Source organism: Pectobacterium parvum (assembly GCF_020971565.1).
In the GTDB taxonomy this organism is placed as follows: domain Bacteria; phylum Pseudomonadota; class Gammaproteobacteria; order Enterobacterales; family Enterobacteriaceae; genus Pectobacterium; species Pectobacterium polare.
Genome location: NZ_CP087392.1, coordinates 2,679,709 through 2,696,981, shown reverse-complemented (window position 1 = coordinate 2,696,981; position 17,273 = coordinate 2,679,709). Strand labels below are relative to the sequence as shown.

Below are 17,273 nucleotides of genomic sequence, written 5' to 3'. Positions count from 1 at the left end.
GAATCGCTGATTTTATTGATCTCAATAAAAAAGATTAACTCTTTATGGTTACGGCCCCCGAGAGGGGGAGTACGGGCACCATGTTATTCTATAGCCACTAAGAAAGTAGGAGTACACCCCGATGTTAGAAGCGCGCGATGTGGTTTGCATACGCGATGAGCATGTGCTGTTCAGCGCGTTGTCGTTTACGGCCAGCGCGGGAGAAATGGTGCAGATTGCTGGCGCCAACGGGGTGGGAAAAACGTCGCTGTTGCGTATTTTAAGTGGCCTGGCGACGCCTGAATCGGGGGAAATCTGCTGGCAAGGGCAACGTATCAACCGTATGCGCGAGCAGTTTAATCAGCAGCTTCTATGGCTAGGCCATCAGCCGGGCATCAAGAGCGCCCTGACCGGTGAAGAGAACCTGCGCTTTTTCTATCCGCAACAGCAGCAGGATGCACTTTGGCAGGCGCTGGCCGCCGTCGGGCTGGCCGGCTATGAAGACGTGCCAGTGGCGCGTCTTTCTGCGGGACAACAGCGTCGCGTCGCGCTGGCGCGTTTGTGGCTCACCGATGTTCCGCTGTGGATTCTGGATGAACCGTTGACCGCGCTTGATGTGGCGGGCGTCGAAATGCTGACTCAGCGTATGGAACACCATATTGCGCGCGGCGGCATCATCATTTTAACCACCCATCAGCCGCTGCGTCCGTTCGCTCAGGGCATTCGCTGTATCCAACTGACACCGAGTGAAGGAACCCCATCATGCGGCGTCTGATTGCCCGAGAACTGCGCGTCGCGTTGCGCAATAACGCGGAAATTCTCAACCCTCTGTGGTTCTTCCTGATCGTCATCATTTTGTTTCCTCTGGCTATTGGACCAGAGCCGCAGCTGTTGATGCGCGTGGCTCCCGGTGTGGTGTGGGTGGCGGCGTTGCTCGCTTCGCTGCTGGGGATGGATCGGCTTTTCCGCGATGACTATCAGGACGGTTCACTGGAACAGCTGACGCTGTTGCCTTTGCCGCTGCCGTTAGTGGTGCTGGCGAAAGTGGTGGTGCATTGGATGGTCAGCGGGCTGCCGCTGTTACTGCTTTCTCCGCTGGCGGCGCTTCTGTTTGGGCTGGACAGCCACGGCTGGTGGGTGATGGCGCTCACGCTGTTGCTCTGCACGCCAACGCTCAGTTTTCTGGGGGCTATTGGCGCGGGATTAACGGTCGGGCTGCGTCGCAGCGGTGTGCTGTTAAGTCTGCTGGTCTTGCCGCTCACCATACCGCTGTTGATTTTTGCAACGGCGGCGGTCGAGGCCGCCATGATGCAACTGCCGGTGGGCGGGTATCTGGCGATCCTCGGTGCCTTTCTGGCGGGCAGCGCTACCCTGAGCCCGTTTGCCACGGCAGCGGCGTTGCGGGTGAGCATTCAGTAATTTTCCGATCTCAGGATCGCCTTCATCGTCCCGCTGGGATGAGTTTTACGCAGAGTGAGCACACGATTATGTTGAAAAAGAACTATCAGCTTACGCAGCCGGATCGCCTTTATGGCCTTTGCGGCAGGCTTATCCCCTGGTTTTCCCTGCTTAGCGCGGCGCTGTTGATCGGCGGTTGCCTGCTGGGATTTGGCTTTGCGCCCGCGGATTATCAGCAAGGGCAAGGATATCGCATCATGTACGTGCATGTGCCGGCGGCCGTGTGGTCGATGGGCGTCTATGCCGTGATGGCGATATGTGCGCTTGTCGGGATGATTCGGCAGTCAAAAACGGCGGAGCTTGCCGTGGCGGCGATGGCACCCGTTGGCGCGGTGTTTACCTTTATTGCGCTAACGACGGGTGCCACCTGGGGCAAACCGATGTGGGGAACCTGGTGGGTCTGGGATGCGCGTCTGACGTCGGAACTCGTTCTGCTGTTTCTGTATGTGGGCATCATCGCGCTCTACAACGCGTTTGACGATCGCCGCCTTGCTGGTCGCGCGGCGGCCATTCTGGTGCTGGTGGGTGTGGTGAATTTACCCATCATCCATTTCTCGGTCGAGTGGTGGAATACCCTGCATCAGGGGTCGACAAAAATGCAGAAAACCATCGATCCCGCTATGCGTCTCCCGCTGCGAATCATGATGTTAGGGTTTATGAGCTTATTCGTGACGTTGTCACTGATGCGATTGCGTAACTTGATACTGGTGCAGCAGCGCCGTGCGCCTTGGGTGGTTGCGCTGCTTAATAAAGGAGGGATAGCACGATGAACATCGCTTTCACAAGTTGGCAGGATTTCTTTGCGATGGGCGGCTATGCCTTTTATGTCTGGCTGGCCGTGGTGCTCACGCTGTTACCGCTGAGTGCATTGGTCAGTCATACCCTCTTGAACCGTCGCGCATTGCTGAGTGATATCCGTCGCCAGCAGGCGCGTGAGCAGCGCAAGAATACGGCTCGTCAGTCGAAAACGATGGAGGTGACGCAATGAGTGCACCGCGTAAAACCCGCCTCTATGCCATTCTGGCCGTCGTCTGCGGCGCGGTGTTGACGATAGCGCTGACGCTCTATGCGTTGAGCTCAAATATCGATCTCTTTTATACGCCCAGTGAAATTCTTTACGGCAAGAATGAAACGCAGGAAAAACCGGCGATTGGACAGCGTTTGCGCGTCGGCGGCATGGTGATGCCGGGCAGCGTACGTCGCGACAGCCAAAGTCTGGAAGTCCGCTTCACCGTTTATGATGCGCAGGGTTCAGTCGATGTGACCTATAACGGGATGCTGCCGGATCTGTTCCGCGAGGGGCAAGGGGTGGTGGCACAAGGCATTCTGGATACCGACGATCATATTATGGCGAAAGAAGTGCTTGCCCGACATGATGAAAACTACACGCCACCGGAAATCAAAGCGGCGATGGAAGAACAAAACGGTCATGCACCAGCCGCGGCCACAGAGGGTAAACGGTTATGATGCCTGAAGTGGGCAATTATCTGCTCTGTCTGGCGCTGGGGGTTGCGCTGTTGCTCAGCGTGTACCCGCTGTGGGGCGCATCGCGTCAGGATACTCGTCTGATGGCGTTGGCGCGTCCGCTTGCCTGGGCGCTGTTTGCATGCATTTTGGCGTCTTTCCTCGTATTGGTGCATGCGCTGGTGATCAATGATTTCACCGTTCTCTACGTAGCCAACAACTCGAACCGTGCGCTGCCGGTATGGTATCGCGTGGCGGCAGCGTGGGGCGCACATGAAGGGTCGCTGCTGCTCTGGGTACTGCTGATGAGCGGCTGGACTTTCGCCGTGGCGGTATTCAGTCGCGGGATGTCGCTGGATGCGGTCGCCCGCGTGCTGGCCGTCATGGGGATGATTAATGTCGGCTTCTTGCTGTTCATCATCCTGACGTCGAATCCCTTTACGCGCACGTTGCCGGACTATCCGATTGACGGACGCGATCTCAATCCGCTGTTGCAGGATGTCGGGTTAATCTTTCACCCTCCGCTGCTTTACATGGGCTATGTCGGGTTTTCCGTGGCGTTTGCGTTTGCGGTCGCCTCGCTGCTGGCTGAGCGATTGGACAGCGCGTGGGCTCGCTGGTCGCGGCCGTGGACGCAGGCGGCGTGGTCGTTCCTGACGCTAGGTATCGTGCTCGGTTCGGGCTGGGCGTATTACGAGCTCGGCTGGGGCGGCTGGTGGTTCTGGGATCCGGTGGAGAATGCGTCATTGATGCCGTGGCTGGTGGGCACGGCGCTGCTGCACTCGCTGTCGGTCACCGAAAAACGCGGCAGCTTCAAGGCCTGGACAGTGTTGCTGGCCATCGGCGCGTTCTCACTCTGTCTGTTGGGGACGTTTCTGGTGCGTTCCGGCGTTCTGGTATCGGTGCACGCGTTTGCCTCCGATCCGGCACGCGGCATGTTTATTCTCGCGTTTCTGGTCATTGTTATCGGCGGCTCTTTGCTGCTGTTCGCCATCAAAGGCAATCGAGTTCGGGCGCGGGTCACGAACTCGCTCTGGTCGCGCGAAACGTTCCTGCTCGGCAATAACCTGATCCTGATGGCGGCCACGCTTGTGGTGCTGCTGGGAACGCTGCTGCCGCTGGTGCATAAACAGCTTGGCTTAGGCAGCATCTCGATTGGCGCACCGTTCTTCAACACCATGTTCACCCTGTTAATGGCACCGTTTGCCTTACTGCTGGGCGTGGGGCCGCTGGTGCGCTGGCGGCGCGACGAGCCGCAAAAGCTGCGTAAGCTGCTGCTGATTGCGCTGGCCGTGACCGCCGCGCTGTCGCTGCTGCTGCCGTGGCTGTTCCAGGATTCCGTTGTTGCCATGACGGTGGTCGGCCTATCGATGGCGCTGTGGGTGTTCTTCTTAACGGTGTACGAGCTACATACCAGTTCCACCCGTCGTCATGGTTTTCTGCGCGGTTTGACCACGCTCTCACTGAGCCAGTGGGGCATGGTGTGCGGTCATATTGGGCTGGCGGTGACGGTGGTAGGCATCGCCTTCAGCCAGAATTATAGCGTTGAGCGGGATGTACGGATGCGGGCTGGCGACAGCATCGCGATCCACGATTACCGTTTTACGTTTCAAGGCGTGCGTGATGTCGTGGGGCCGAACTGGCAAAGTGCGAAAGGAACGATTGAGGTGACGCGCAACGGTAAACCGGAAGCGACGCTGAAAGCGGAAAAACGCTTCTACAACACCAGCGGCGCGATCATGACGGAAGCCGCCATTGATGCGGGTGTGACGCGCGATCTCTATGCCGCCTTGGGTGAAAAGCTGGATGACGGTAGCTGGGCGGTGCGGCTGTATTACAAACCGTTTATTCGCTGGATTTGGTACGGTGGAGGGCTGATGGCGTTAGGGGGCATCCTGTGCATGTTTGACCCGCGCTATCGCCTGCGTCGCGCGGTTCGGGAGACAGCATCATGAGCCGTAAGATTTTGTTAATCCCGCTCGCCCTGTTTTTACTGCTGGCCGTTGCCTTGCTGTGGCAGTTGGTGCGCAACAGCGATGGCGACGATCCCATGCGGCTGGAGTCCGCCCTGATTGGTAAACCGACTCCCGCGTTTCGTCTTGAATCGTTGGATCAGCCGGGGAAAGTTTATAACCAATCTGAGCTGAGTGATGGCAAGCCGCTGCTGCTGAACGTCTGGGCGACCTGGTGCCCGACGTGCCGCGCGGAGCACCAGTTTCTCAACACGCTGGCGGCGCAGGGAATTCGCGTCGTTGGCATGAATTATAAAGATGAACGCCCCAAAGCGATTGAGTGGCTGAAGACGCTAGGCAACCCCTATGCGATGAGCCTGTTTGATGGCGACGGCATGCTGGGGCTAGATCTGGGCGTGTACGGCGCGCCGGAAACGTTCCTGATCGACGGGAAAGGCATCATTCGCTATCGCCATGCGGGCGATCTCAACATGCAGGTGTGGCAAGAAACGCTGCAACCGCTGTGGGAGAAATACAGCAAGGAGGGCGGCGCATGAGAGTGCTGAGCTTCCTTGGTGCATTGCTGCTGTCGTTCAGCGTGCTGGCGTCATCCGAAGTATTGCGTTTTGACAACGACACGCAGGAGCAACAGTTTCGTGAGTTGACGATGCAGTTGCGCTGCCCAAAATGTCAGAACAACAGCATCGCCGATTCCAACTCGATGATTGCTTCGGATATGCGGCAGAAAGTGTACGAGCTGATGCAGCAGGGGCAAACGAAAGAGCAGGTTGTCGATTATATGGTGGATCGTTACGGCTACTTTGTGACGTATGAACCGCCGATCACACCGTTTACCATCCTGCTGTGGCTGCTGCCAGCGCTGTTTCTGGCGTTGGGCGCAGGGATGATTATCCGGCGTGCACGCCGCATCAGAAGTGCCAAAGAACCCATGAGCGAACAGGATAAAAAGCGCTTGCAGATGTTGTTGGGACGTGAGGAGAAATCGGAATGATGTTACTGACAACCGTCATTGTGCTATCGCTGATTGCGCTTTCCGCGCTGCTGCTTGCACCGTGGTCGTCACGAGGCGAATACGATCGCGATGCGATCAATCAGGCGCTGTATCGCGATCGTCTGCGTGAGCTTAATGGGGATGTTGCCAATGAACAGGAACGTGCTCAACTGGTTGAAGAGCTTCAGCATACGCTGTTGCAGGATATTCCTGGCGGTGCGAAGGCACAACAGCGTCCGTTAAACCGCTGGGTTTTACTGCCGGGAGTGCTGCTGCTGGTCATTGTCAGCCTCGGCGTGTTCTGGAAAACCTCGGCGGTTAATCGCGTGCAGGAATTGCAGCAGGTTATGGCGTTAACGCCGGATCTGATGAAGCGAGCGCTGGGTCCTGACGCTGAACCGCTGACCATCGAAGAGGTCGCACGTCTCGGCCTAGGATTGCGTAGTCAGCTAGAAACGCAGCCAGACAATGCACAAGACTGGTGGATGCTGGGGCGCATTGCGGGCTTGCTGAATAACTACGACATGTCCGTGCAGGCGTTTGCCAAGGCGTTCCAACTCGATCCGAAGAATACGGATCTGGCGCTGGACTATGCCGATCTGCTATCACGATCCACCAACCCGCGTGATAGCCAGCGTGGTGGTGACATGCTGCGTGAACTGATGAATTCCGGCTCGACCAATGTGCGTGTACTGAGCCTATTGGCTTTCAATGCCTATGAAGCCCAGCGCTATCAGGACGCGATTAACGCCTGGGAAGCCATGTTGAAGCTGTTACCGCAAAACGACACGCGCCGAGCGGTCATTGAACGCAGCGTGGCACAGGCGAAAGCGTCAATGTCGGTGCAGGCTACCACGGGGAAATAATCCTTTTTTATCTTCATCATCAATAGCAGAAGGGCGATATATCGCCCTTTTGTTGTTTCTGTTGTTACGGTGCAGGTTTCGTGCGCAACAAGCTGCGTGAATTTCTGCAACCGTTGCAGCACGCGCCCGACACGGGGCGGCTCAGTTGCCGTCGCCCCGTGACCCCTGGCTTTTCGCGGTAAATCGCGCCGCTTCGCGGTGCCGTCAGTGTTCATGCCCGCTGTTCGGACCGTCTGCGACGCGTTCCTTACGCGGCGCAGGCTTTCGCGGCGTCCATGCCGCTCATCCGGCGGTCATGTACACCTCTGCGCGATTTTTTTACGCGAGCCAACCCCATAAAATCACAAGGCTGGACTGAGTACATTGTTATTTTGGGACGGCTTTTTCTGGCTGTGCTGAGAGCGGCCTTAGCCACACCCGCGTCGGGCGCATGCGACGCGAGTTGCAGAAGATCACACTACTTACTGCGCACGAAACCCTCACGGATTCACAAAAGTAAGATAACCAGATGTGTTGAGGACGGCAGACGCCGTCCCGTTACTTCGAGGCGCAGGTTATAACCCGCTTTTGACGCCGTGCATGTCCGGCAGTTTGTGGGCGATGCCTTTGTGGCAATCGATACAGGTTTGACCGAGTTTTATCGCTTCGCTGTGTTTCTCCGCCGCGACGGTTTTTTGCCCTGAGAAGTCCATGTAGTCAACGTTGTGACAGTTGCGGCATTCCTGAGAATTGTTATTTTTCATGCGCCGCCATTCGCTCTGCGCCATCGTCAGCCGGTGGGCTTCAAATTTTTGTGGCGTATCAATCGTGCCCATTATTTTGCCGTACAGCTCTTTACTGGCCTGAATCTTACGCACCATTTTCGGCACAAATTCATGCGGAACGTGGCAATCCGGGCAGGTGGCGCGCACGCCACTGCGGTTACTGTAGTGTGCGGTTTCCATATATTCCTGATAAACCGTATTGCGCATTTCATGACAGCTGATGCAGAACGCTTCGCTGTTGCTCATTTCCATGCCTTTCTGGGATGTTGCCAGAAAGAAAATACCGCCCGCGAAGCCGATAATGAGCAATGTTCCCAGCGCCAGCCGACTCGGGCGGCGCCACCATTGCCACAGCTGGCGCAACAACCGTCCCACTTTTCCTGGTTGTTTCATAGCAAACCTCACTGACCAAAGCCTTTAGAAGGGGTGAACGTGTTACCGGTAATCGGCGAACTGTCCGCTTGCGGCACGTGGCATTGCAGGCAGAAATGGCGCGCAGGGGCGACATTGCTCAGCACTTTGCCGTCTCTGTCGACAAAATGGGTCGGGCTGACGCGGGGGGCGCTGGTGGAACGATAGCTCTCCACGCCGTGACACTGTAGGCAACGGTTAAAGGTCGGGGTGACCTGATAGCCATCCACGCTATGCGGGATCATCGGTGGTTGGTTGACATAGTTGAGCGCCATACGCTCCTGCTGCTTCGGCATCCGGCTATTTCCCGGCTGTGTCGCGGCAACTTCTGGCGATTGGCTTAAATCGACCTGTGCAGTGGCGATTGCACTGCCTATTATTGCACTACCTATTATGGTACTGCCCATTATCGCCAGGGCGGTGATCCAGCGAAACCATCCCATTCTCAGGCTTTTCATGACTTTGCTCCCGATTTCCATCTAAGGGTTATTTTAAAAACGTCTTCAGCGCAGACATCAATACAGCGTCCGCATGTTATGCAGTCTCGGTCAGTAACCTGTGCCGGACTGTGTTTATCAAGCAAGGGGGCGCGCAGCACCTGTGGCTCTGGACAGACATGAAAGCAGTCCATACAGCGCGTACAGCGTTCACGTTCAGGGGCATCCACAACCAGCGCGCCTTTACCGCCAAGCGCACCATACAGCGCGCCAGTGGGACAAAGGTGTCCGCACCAGCCGTGTTCCACGACCCACAAATCAAACAGAAATAGCGCCGGCAGCAGCCAGATACCTGCCCCAAACCCGAAAATCAGCCCGCGACCCATCAGTGAAACCGGGTTGACCCACTCCCACAGCAGCCCGCCCGTCAGCGCACTCCCTGCCAGAATAAGCATTAGCAGCAGATAGCGTAGATTGCGGGGGATCGTCGCCGAGGCAGTGATGCCGAAACGACGACGCAGCCAAGCGGCTAAATCGGTGAGCGGATTAACCGGGCAGACCCAGCTACAGAACAGGCGTTTGCCTGCCAGCGCATAGCTCAACGCGATAATCAGCGCGCCGACCAGCGCGAGGGTGGCGGGCAGATGGCCGCTAGCCATACTTTGCAGCACCATCAGCGGATCGCTGAGCGGCACGGTGTCGAGCAAGCGGCTGGCGCTGTAGTTACCGTGCAGGATCCAGAACTCTAACAGCGGGCCGCTGAGAAACATGAGCAGCACCAGAGACTGGGTTAGACGGCGTAAGACCAGCCAGCGGTGGCTGCGCCACCAGCCTTTTTTCGCCCGAGCTTCTCGTCCGGCGTCCTGCTTACGATTTGCCATCGCGTGCCTCCAGCCAACTGAAACGGTAGTGATGTCCGAGTTCGCCTTTTGCCAGCGCGCGCGGTAAGACCTTGATCGCCGGCTGTTCCAGCACGCAGGCTTTTTCACATTTGCCACAGCCAGTACAGACATCGCTATGCACCGTAGGCAGAAAACGGGCATGTTTTCCGGTGCGGGGATTGCGCTCTGGCTCCAATGTGATGGCGCTATCGATGAGGGGGCAGACGCGATAGCAGACATCGCAACGTAACCCCTGATAGTTCAGGCAGTTTTCCTGATCTAACAGCACCGCTAATCCCATGCGGGCATCATCAATCGTGTCCAACGGCTGTAACGCACCGCTGGGGCAGGCGACCACACAGGGAATGTTCTCACACATCTCGCACGGGATATCGCGTGCGACAAAGTAAGGGCTACCCGCGGCGGAACCGGAAACCAACGTTGCCAGCTTCAGCGTGTCGTACGGACAGGCCTGAACACATTGGCCACAGCGTATGCAGGCACCGGAAAATGCCGCCTCAGACAGCGCACCTGGCGGCCGCAACCGGAGTACGTCTGCCTGAGCGCGTCGCTGCTGAATGCCGAGAACCGTCACCGCTGCTGATAAGCCAGCAACGGCGCGGACGGCGTCACGCAGAAAGCGACGGCGAGCGGGTGATGAATTCTCCGGGCGTGCCATGTGCGCTATACCTTAGCCAGCTTGACGGCGCATTTCTTAAAGTCCGCTTCTTTTGACAGCGGATCGGTCGCATCCAGCGTCAGGACGTTGGTCATCTGTGCGGCATCGAAGAACGGCATATACACCAGGCCGCGCGGCGGTTTATTGCGGCCGCGCGTCTCAACAATCGAGACGACTTCACCACGGCGCGAGATAATGCGGACTTTCTCACCGCGACGCAGATCGCGCGCTTTGGCATCCTGCGGGTGCATAAACAGCACGGCTTCGGGGAAGGCGCGGTGCAGTTCCGGTACGCGGCGCGTCATGCTGCCGGTATGCCAGTGTTCCAGCACGCGACCGGTGGAGAGCCAGAGATCGTATTCTTCGTCCGGCGCTTCGGCGGCAGGCTCGTACGGCAGCGCGAAAATCACCGCCTTGCCATCCGGTTTGCCGTAGAAACGGTAGGCTTCTCCCGCTTTGACGTAAGGATCGTTTCCTTCGCTGTAACGCCATTGCGTTTCTTTGCCATCAACTACTGGCCAGCGCAGTCCGCGCACTTTGTGGTAGGTATCGAACGGTGCCAGGTCGTGACCGTGCCCACGACCAAACGCGGCGTATTCTTCAAACAGGCCTTTTTGCAGGTAAAAACCGAACTCGCGAGATTCATCGTTCAGCTGGTTTTCCGCTAATTCGCTGAGTGGGAAGCGCGTGGTGGCATCGTTCGCAAACAGCACGTCGTAGAGCGTCTTGCCGCGATAGGCTGGTTTCTGCGCCAAGAGTTCTTCCGGCCACACGTCCTCGATGGCGAAGCGCTTGGCAAAGCTCACGACCTGCCACAGGTCCGATTTTGACTCGCCCGGTGCTTTAACCTGCTGACGCCAGAACTGCGTCCGACGCTCGGCGTTGCCATAGGCACCTTCTTTTTCTACCCACATTGCAGTCGGTAAAATCAGGTCAGCAGACAATGCGCTGATCGTCGGATAGGGGTCGGACACGACGATGAAGTTACGCGGATCGCGCCAGCCCGGCATACGCTCCTGATTGATGTTCGGGCCGGCCTGCATGTTGTTGTTACACATCACCCAATAGGCATTCAGCGTGCCGTCTTTCAGCGCTCGATCCTGTGCGACGGCGTGCAAGCCGATCTTTTCAGGAATCGTGCCTGTCGGTAACTGCCACAGCTTTTCCGCTATCGCGCGGTGTTTCTCGTTGGTCACCACCATGTCCGCAGGCAGGCGGTGGGCGAAGGTGCCAACTTCACGTGCGGTGCCGCAGGCAGATGGTTGACCGGTTAACGAGAACGGCCCGCAGCCCGGCTGAGAGATCTTTCCCGTCAGCAGGTGGATGTTATAAACCAGATTGTTCGCCCAGACGCCGCGCGTGTGCTGGTTAAAGCCCATCGTCCAGTAGGAGATCACTTTCTTCTTCGGATCGGCATAGAGTTTTGCCAGCGCTTCTAACTGATCGGCTGGAACGCCGCTGAGCGCGACCGTTTTTTCCAGCGTGTAGTCGGCGACAAAGGCTTTGTATTCTTCAAAACTCATCGGCTCAGACGCATCGGAACCTGGATTTTTCGCCGCTTTTTCCAACGGATGCGTCGGACGCAGCCCGTAGCCGATATCGGTCACGCCTCGGCGCAGGTTCACGTGGCGGGTAAAGAAGGCCTCGTTCACCGCATTGTTTTGGATAATGTAATTGGCGATGTAGTTGAGAATGGCCAGATCGGTTTGCGGCGTAAACACCATGCCGTTATCCGCCAGCTCAAAACTGCGGTGCTGATAGGTGGACAGCACGGCGACCGTAACATTGCTGTTCGACAGGCGACGGTCGGTGATGCGCGACCAGAGAATCGGGTGCATCTCCGCCATATTAGAGCCCCACAGTACAAACGCATCGGTCTGCTCGATGTCGTCGTAGCAGCCCATCGGTTCATCCATACCGAAGGTACGCATAAAGCCGACGACCGCCGATGCCATACAGTGGCGCGCGTTGGGGTCAATGTTGTTGGAACGGAAGCCCGCTTTGAACAGTTTGGCGGCCGCATAGCCTTCCCAAATGGTTGATTGCCCAGAGCCAAACATTCCTATCGCGTTCGGGCCTTTCTCCTTCAGGGCGGTTTTGAATTTCTCCGCCATGATGTCAAACGCCTGATCCCAGGAGATCGGCGTAAATTCGCCTTCTTTATCGAATTTTCCGTCACGCATACGCAGCAAAGGCTGGGTCACGCGATCCTGTCCGTACATGATTTTTGGCAGGAAATAGCCTTTGATGCAGTTTAATCCACGGTTAACTGGCGCTTCGGGATCGCCCTGACTAGCGACGATGCGGCCGTTTTGCGTTCCGACCAGTACACCGCACCCAACGCCACAGAAGCGGCAGGGGGCTTTATCCCAGTGGATAGCATCCGACTGTTCGGTCACGGCACGAACCGCGGTGGGTATGGTGATGCCTGCGACCGCGGCTGCCGCTGCAACCGCGTTCGCCTTCATAAAGTGTCGTCGACTGAGTTTCATAGTATTTCCTCACCCTGAGCTTGTTGATCAAGAGGTTGTTCATCGAAAGCAAAAGATTGTTCATCAAAAGATGGTTCATCAAGCTGGTGATAAACCAGCGAAACCGCCAGTACGCCTGTAAGCTCGCGTATTGACGCTATTTGTTTTAACAGCGTGTCTTCTGAATCTGACTCCAGCACCACGACCATTTTTCCGGTATCGCTATCGCTGGCACCCACTTCTAAATTGGGTTGCGTCGCTAACGCCTCGTCAACGGCCGCCAACTGCGCTGGGTTGACGTGAACCACTACACTGCAAACATGCCAGACTGTGCTCATCGGTTTTCCTGTTGCGTCGGGAGACGCGCTGGCGCGGTGTGATATCCCGCGGTGATTTTTTTCATCGAGATGGCGCTGACAGGGCACCCAGAAATACATGCGCCACAGGTGGTACAGGCGTCGTCATCGATGGACAGTGCGGCAACGCGCCCTAGGGCGGGACGAAACCGTATCGCGCCTGTTTCACACGCATCCTGACAGCTGCGGCATTCCACCTGATGCAGCGATAAACAGGCATCCTGAATCGTCAGGTGGTATTCCCACGGCGGAGTGTGGCTCTCCGCGAACAGCGCTTGTGGACACGCGCGAGCGCAGTCGTAGCAGAACGTGCATTCGCCGCGCTGAAAGTCGATGGTGGGGAAACCGCCTGAACCGCGCTGGATAATCCCGGAACCGCAGGCATCAATGCAGACGTTGCAGCGCGTGCACTGGCTCAGGAACTGGCTTTCTGTGCCGCTCCACGGCGGACGCAACGCGTTGTCTGCCCGCTGTAGGCCACCAGTCAGTAGGGAACGCCGGGAGAGGTTAGTCATGGCAGTTTGTCGCTCTGGTACTCAATGAAATATCCAATAAAAAACACGCTGTTTTTGTAGGGGGTACACTATTCCTCTTGGGGTGTATGCGATAATCACCCTTTAGAGGTAAATGGGGGTGCCGGATCAAGCTTATGTGGGATTCGCGTCTCATTGGCTTGCGGGAGCGTGTGGGGATCGTGATAGTACGCTGAAATGTTGATCTACTTATTTAGAGTAGGTATGACGTAAAAGAGGATTACTCGCTGTGATGGTCAAACGTCCTGTTTCTACCAGCCTGGCTCGCGCGTTTTTTTATATCGCGTTGCTTTCATTCCTGACGACGGGCATTGCGCTGCTGACGTTAGCCAGCGGTTTACGTGATGCGGAAGCGATCAACGTAGCCGGTTCCATGCGCATGCAAAGCTATCGCATGGGGTATGACCTACAGGGCGATCGCGCAGCGTTAGAACCGCATCGCCGCCTCTATGCGCAAACGCTGGACTCCCCGGTTTTTCACCTGCTGGATCGCTGGTATGTGCCGCGTGATGTGCGCGATCGCTATGCCGCGCTGTTGCAGAGCTGGAAAACGATGGATGAGCGCCTGAACGCGGGGGAGCGGGTGTGGTATCAGGACAATATTGTTGGCTATGTCACGCAGATCGATCTCTTTGTGCTGGCGTTGCAGCACTATTCCGAACGCAAGATGATGATAGTCGTTGTGACATCAATAATTGGCTCGATCACTATCTATATACTGATCTTCTTTACGCTGCGCCGCATCCGTCGTCAGGTCGTCGTGCCGTTGAATAAGCTCATGGCGGCCTGTACGTCCATTGAGAAGGGGCGTTTTACCCATTCGCGGCTGGACGTCAATCTGCCTAACGAACTGGGATTACTGGCGCAAACCTTCAGTAATATGACTGACGAGCTGCAAAAACTTTACCGCTCTCTGGAAGATAAGGTACGGCAGAAAACGCTGCGCTTGCAGGAAGTGAACCGCATGCTGAAGGTGCTGTACAACTGCTCTCAGGCGATGAACGTCAGCACGATAGACCGGCATTGTTTTCAGCAGATTCTGCAAATTGTTCGTCGCTATGAAACGGTCGACTGTCTGGAAATGCGGGTCGGGGAGAACTGGCGGTTATGTGAAGGTCAGCCGGACGAGCAGACGGCGTGGCAGGCCTTGCCCATCCGTTTGCAAGACGTCGAGTTTGGACAGCTACGGTGGCAGGCATCAACGCAACAGCCGTCGGCGCAGCTGATGGAAAGCGTCGCCACTATGCTGGGTCGCGGACTCTATTTTAATCAGGCGCAGAAGCACTATCAGCAGCTGTTACTGATGGAAGAGCGTGCCACGATTGCGCGTGAATTGCATGACTCACTGGCTCAGGTGCTTTCTTATCTGAATATCCAGATGGCGTTATTAAAGCGTTCGGTAGCAGAAGAAAATGCGCAGGCCCGGCAGATCATCACAGATTTCGAACAGGCGTTAAGCGATGCTTATCGCCAGCTGCGCGAACTATTGGGCACATTCCGACTGACGCTGCAACAGGCCGATTTGCCGGCGGCAATGCAGGAAATGATTGAGCCGCTGCGCACGCAGACCCCAGCGACCATCGCGATTGATTGCCGGATTCCTACGCAGGCGTTGGATGCCTCACAGCAGGTTCATTTGCTGCAAATCATCCGTGAAGCGGTGCTGAACGCCATTAAACACGCGCAGGCGACGACGATTACCGTCAACTGCCGTACGCAGCCTGATGGCCGTCATTGTGTTGATATTCGTGATGACGGCTGCGGCATTATCAATCAGGAGGAACCTGCGGGACATTACGGCTTAAATATTATGCAGGAGCGCGCCGAACGGTTAGGAGGAAAGCTCTCTATTGGCCTCCACCCTGAAGGGGGAACGCAGGTGAGCGTCTGTTTTTCTACGCCAACGACCGCGCGTGAACGCGACAATACGAACAATCTCTACCCTGAATAAGTCGAGTGGGAAGCAGGCCGCTTGAAGTATGACGGCGATAAATCATAGACCATAATCATAAATAAAATAATAAGATCCATATTACATTGGGGCTGGGCATGTCAGAAAAACCATCTTATCGTGTTTTGATCGTCGACGATCATCCGCTTATGCGCCGGGGAATCCGTCAGTTACTGGCAACCGATGCCATTTTTGATGTGATCGGGGAAGCCAGTAATGGCATGGAGGCGCTGAGCCTCGCGAATCGGGATTCACCCGATATCATCTTGCTCGATCTCAACATGAAAGGATTGAGCGGGTTGGATACGCTTCACGCGCTGCGGCGCGATGGGATCTGCGCCCGTGTAATTGTGTTGACGGTCTCCGATGCGCCCAGCGATATTTATGCGCTGATGGATGCAGGTGCCGATGGCTATCTGCTTAAAGACAGCGCCCCGGAACACTTGTTGGAGGCCATTCGTAACGGTGATGCCTTCAGCGAACAGGTGCGGGACGTGCTGCGCCACCGTATCGCCATACAGGACACGCCGTCGCCCTTTACCGTGTTGACAGAGCGCGAACTGGATGTGCTTCAGGAAGTCGCATCAGGACTATCCAACAAGCAAATTGCGAGTGTGCTGTATATCTCGGAAGAGACGGTAAAAGTGCATATCCGCAACATGCTGCGCAAATTAAACGTGCGCTCCCGCGTCGCCGCCACGGTGCTGTATCTGGAAACTCGCGGCCAGTAGGGCCGTTGAAATAGACAGTGTGAATAGGGCTTCCGAATCATTACCAGAAGCCCAAACGGTTATTCACGAAGGCGGAAAAAGGCTCAATACTGCGGGAATCGTGACGAGTGCGAGCAGTAACGAGACGATGATCGATAACGCGATCACATCCGGTTGATAATTATACTTCTTGGCAAACACATACACGCCAGCGCCAATTGGCTGCGCGGCCATCACCACGGCGGTTGCCTGCCAGACCCCCTGAGATTGACCCATCCCGAATACATAGACGGCTATCGCGAACGTGACGGCAGGCTGTATCACGAGTTTTAGCACAACCATCGGTAGCACCGTTTTGCTGACCGTGACGTTCAGGTGCTCTTTTACCTTCAGTCTGGCAAGGCCCAGTCCGAGAGCAAATAGCGCGGTAGGGCCCGCAGCATTGCCCAGAAAGCGCGCAAAGGATTCGATGACAACGGGGACCTGAATGTCGAGCAGGACGAACATCAGTCCAGCGAGCACCGCGAGCGTTAATGGATTCTTCACGGTCGTCAGCGCCGAGTTTCCCACACTGTGAATCAGTCGCGTATTCGCGTCTGTCGCTCGTGTAGAGAACACATCCCAACTGACGATCACGGCCATGATGGCGGGGATATTGTGCAGAATGGTTGCCATCGCTGCGGGTAGTGCCGCCTGTTCGCCATAGACTGAAATCAACATCGGCACGCCCATATATCCCGTGGTGCCATAACACGCGCCCATGCTAAGAAGGGAGGAGTGGGGTAATCCGATCCTCATGCGCTTCGCCAGCAACGCGGCAAGTATGTAAGATGCTGCGATTCCGATCAGCGTTGACAGCATAAAGCCCCACTGTTTCAGATCGCTGGTGTCGGCACGCGCCACGGCAATAAACAGTAAGGCTGGCAGCGCGATATACAGGACATAGTCGTTGATTAACTTATCTGCTTGGCCGCTGTCGGGTTTTGCTCTTCCATAACCGTAGCCAACGAGAATCACCAGAAATAAGGGAATGACAATCAAGAACATGAATGGGCCTCTTGCTTTATATTTTTGAAGATATCGACCCGTGGATTTTGCGGGGTGTTTCATAAACCGCTAAATGAATTATGATGTGTTCATAATTGATTTAATCAATAACGATAATCTCAAGAGGTCAGGATAACGGTGCGAGCACAGGTCGAGCGGATAGAAGGGCGTGGTATCACGCTGGCTTTGTCTCCATCGCGGAGTGCGGTGGCTTCGGACGTGCAGGTGAAGAGCTGGGACGGACGCAATCAACGCTGAGTGCTGGCCTGAAACGCTTAGAAGAGGATGTCGGTTGTCGCCTC

The 17,273-nt window shown here is 56.2% G+C and carries 19 protein-coding genes and 1 pseudogene; 12 read left to right on the top strand and 8 right to left on the bottom strand.

Annotated features, from left to right (window positions below; all coding sequences use genetic code 11):
* The first annotated feature begins 121 nt into the window (after window positions 1–121).
* From ccmA to ccmI, 9 genes are all read left to right on the top strand, one after another.
* On the top strand, window positions 122–754 hold the full coding sequence (gene ccmA / locus LOZ86_RS12195; protein WP_039481145.1) for a cytochrome c biogenesis heme-transporting ATPase CcmA: 633 nt from the start codon (window positions 122–124) through the stop codon (window positions 752–754).
* Window positions 742–1,398 carry a heme exporter protein CcmB gene (ccmB, locus tag LOZ86_RS12190; RefSeq protein WP_010305762.1) on the top strand — a complete coding sequence of 219 codons (657 nt, stop codon included), beginning with the start codon at window positions 742–744 and terminating at the stop codon, window positions 1,396–1,398. The genes ccmA and ccmB overlap by 13 nt, the downstream gene beginning before the upstream one ends.
* A 68-nt stretch (window positions 1,399–1,466) precedes the next feature.
* On the top strand, window positions 1,467–2,207 hold the full coding sequence (locus tag LOZ86_RS12185) for a heme ABC transporter permease (RefSeq protein WP_039481613.1): 741 nt from the start codon (window positions 1,467–1,469) through the stop codon (window positions 2,205–2,207).
* The gene (gene ccmD, locus LOZ86_RS12180; RefSeq protein WP_039481143.1) at window positions 2,204–2,425 is read left to right on the top strand and encodes a heme exporter protein CcmD; all 222 of its coding nucleotides are present in this window, start codon (window positions 2,204–2,206) and stop codon (window positions 2,423–2,425) included. The genes LOZ86_RS12185 and ccmD overlap by 4 nt, the downstream gene beginning before the upstream one ends.
* Complete coding sequence (ccmE, locus tag LOZ86_RS12175) at window positions 2,422–2,904, top strand: cytochrome c maturation protein CcmE (protein WP_039481140.1); 483 nt, start codon at window positions 2,422–2,424, stop codon at window positions 2,902–2,904. The genes ccmD and ccmE overlap by 4 nt, the downstream gene beginning before the upstream one ends.
* Window positions 2,901–4,856 (top strand): heme lyase CcmF/NrfE family subunit, encoded by a 1,956-nt coding sequence (locus tag LOZ86_RS12170; protein WP_039481138.1) that lies wholly within the window; start codon window positions 2,901–2,903, stop codon window positions 4,854–4,856. The genes ccmE and LOZ86_RS12170 overlap by 4 nt, the downstream gene beginning before the upstream one ends.
* Complete coding sequence (locus LOZ86_RS12165; protein ID WP_039481135.1) at window positions 4,853–5,410, top strand: DsbE family thiol:disulfide interchange protein; 558 nt, start codon at window positions 4,853–4,855, stop codon at window positions 5,408–5,410. The genes LOZ86_RS12170 and LOZ86_RS12165 overlap by 4 nt, the downstream gene beginning before the upstream one ends.
* Window positions 5,407–5,865 carry a cytochrome c-type biogenesis protein gene (locus tag LOZ86_RS12160; protein WP_039481132.1) on the top strand — a complete coding sequence of 153 codons (459 nt, stop codon included), beginning with the start codon at window positions 5,407–5,409 and terminating at the stop codon, window positions 5,863–5,865. The genes LOZ86_RS12165 and LOZ86_RS12160 overlap by 4 nt, the downstream gene beginning before the upstream one ends.
* On the top strand, window positions 5,862–6,731 hold the full coding sequence (ccmI, locus tag LOZ86_RS12155; protein ID WP_230242075.1) for a c-type cytochrome biogenesis protein CcmI: 870 nt from the start codon (window positions 5,862–5,864) through the stop codon (window positions 6,729–6,731). Before LOZ86_RS12160 ends, ccmI begins: the two co-directional genes overlap by 4 nt.
* A 554-nt stretch (window positions 6,732–7,285) precedes the next feature.
* Here ccmI and napC read toward each other — a convergent pair.
* From napC to napF, 7 genes are read right to left on the bottom strand one after another with little or no spacing between them, the layout of a single operon-like run.
* Window positions 7,286–7,888, bottom strand: a complete 603-nt coding sequence (napC, locus tag LOZ86_RS12150) for a cytochrome c-type protein NapC (protein WP_039481125.1) — start codon at window positions 7,886–7,888, stop codon at window positions 7,286–7,288.
* Window positions 7,889–7,896: 8 nt separating this feature from the next.
* On the bottom strand, window positions 7,897–8,364 hold the full coding sequence (gene napB / locus LOZ86_RS12145) for a nitrate reductase cytochrome c-type subunit (RefSeq protein WP_039481122.1): 468 nt from the start codon (window positions 8,362–8,364) through the stop codon (window positions 7,897–7,899).
* Window positions 8,361–9,224, bottom strand: a complete 864-nt coding sequence (gene napH, locus LOZ86_RS12140) for a quinol dehydrogenase ferredoxin subunit NapH (RefSeq protein ID WP_039481121.1) — start codon at window positions 9,222–9,224, stop codon at window positions 8,361–8,363. The genes napB and napH overlap by 4 nt, the downstream gene beginning before the upstream one ends.
* Window positions 9,211–9,903: a ferredoxin-type protein NapG gene (gene napG / locus LOZ86_RS12135; RefSeq protein WP_039481118.1), complete on the bottom strand. Its 693-nt coding sequence runs from the start codon at window positions 9,901–9,903 to the stop codon at window positions 9,211–9,213. The genes napH and napG overlap by 14 nt, the downstream gene beginning before the upstream one ends.
* Before the next feature lie 5 nt (window positions 9,904–9,908).
* Window positions 9,909–12,395, bottom strand: coding sequence for a nitrate reductase catalytic subunit NapA (napA, locus tag LOZ86_RS12130; protein WP_039481114.1), 2,487 nt, complete (start codon window positions 12,393–12,395; stop codon window positions 9,909–9,911).
* Window positions 12,392–12,712, bottom strand: a complete 321-nt coding sequence (gene napD / locus LOZ86_RS12125; RefSeq protein WP_039481112.1) for a chaperone NapD — start codon at window positions 12,710–12,712, stop codon at window positions 12,392–12,394. Before napD ends, napA begins: the two co-directional genes overlap by 4 nt.
* Entirely contained in the window at window positions 12,709–13,245 is a 537-nt protein-coding gene (napF, locus tag LOZ86_RS12120; RefSeq protein WP_039481109.1) for a ferredoxin-type protein NapF, read from the bottom strand. Before napF ends, napD begins: the two co-directional genes overlap by 4 nt.
* 250 nt (window positions 13,246–13,495) lie before the next feature.
* Between napF and narQ the strand changes: the two genes are divergently transcribed.
* Complete coding sequence (gene narQ, locus LOZ86_RS12115) at window positions 13,496–15,214, top strand: nitrate/nitrite two-component system sensor histidine kinase NarQ (protein ID WP_039481106.1); 1,719 nt, start codon at window positions 13,496–13,498, stop codon at window positions 15,212–15,214.
* 98 nt (window positions 15,215–15,312) lie between these two features.
* Entirely contained in the window at window positions 15,313–15,945 is a 633-nt protein-coding gene (gene narP, locus LOZ86_RS12110) for a nitrate/nitrite response regulator protein NarP (RefSeq protein WP_039481103.1), read from the top strand.
* A gap of 63 nt (window positions 15,946–16,008) precedes the next feature.
* Here narP and LOZ86_RS12105 read toward each other — a convergent pair whose 3' ends face one another.
* Window positions 16,009–16,971: an AEC family transporter gene (locus LOZ86_RS12105; RefSeq protein ID WP_111778489.1), complete on the bottom strand. Its 963-nt coding sequence runs from the start codon at window positions 16,969–16,971 to the stop codon at window positions 16,009–16,011.
* 107 nt (window positions 16,972–17,078) lie between these two features.
* Here LOZ86_RS12105 and LOZ86_RS21425 point away from each other — a divergent pair.
* Window positions 17,079–17,261, top strand: a pseudogene (locus LOZ86_RS21425) (helix-turn-helix domain-containing protein); the annotation flags it as partial.
* Window positions 17,262–17,273: the final 12 nt, after the last annotated feature.